We start from the raw sequence: 581 nt of genomic DNA on the forward strand, positions 1-581 counted from the left end.
TTCTACCACTGAACTACTTCCGCAAGTAAAAATGTAATGTACAGCCAGAATACAGCATCAGATAACCCAAAAACTGTATTGTTATTTATTCAGTAAAACTCCAAACGGTATAACCCGCAGATTAATCTAAAGCATACTGTTCATTATGACAAAAGTAATTATATCAAGGTTTTGATAAAAGTCAATACCGTTTAACAATTAATTATGTTAATCTCTTTTGCATCCTTAAAGAAAGGCTTCATCAGAAGACGCGCTAAATACCTATACCTTAACTGATACAATCAGCAACAGATTTTTACTGAACTAAACAAAAAATAACAGTCCCATAACAAGCGGAAACTGCTTCAGATCAACGTATTTAGATAAGCTTCCAAGCGGGCTCGAACCGCTGACCTCTTCCTTACCATGGAAGTGCTCTACCTGCTGAGCTATGGAAGCAATGGCTCCGCAGGTAGGACTCGAACCTACGACCGATCGGTTAACAGCCGATAGCTCTACCACTGAGCTACTGCGGAATATTATAAGCTTCATAAACAAAAACATGGTAGATAAAATAAAAAGCTTGGCGGCGTCCTACTCTC

At 38.6% G+C, this 581-nt stretch carries 2 tRNA genes; both read right to left on the minus strand.

What is annotated here, in order from left to right:
* Positions 1-365: 365 nt before the first annotated feature.
* Positions 366-438 (minus strand) — tRNA-Thr (locus D5S11_RS19695).
* A gap of 2 nt (positions 439-440) precedes the next feature.
* Positions 441-515 (minus strand) — tRNA-Asn (locus tag D5S11_RS19700).
* Between the last annotated feature and the right edge of the window lie 66 nt (positions 516-581).

This window comes from Bacillus sp. L75 (genome assembly GCF_003676355.1).
GTDB classification, from domain to species: Bacteria; Bacillota; Bacilli; order Bacillales; family Bacillaceae; genus Bacillus; species Bacillus velezensis.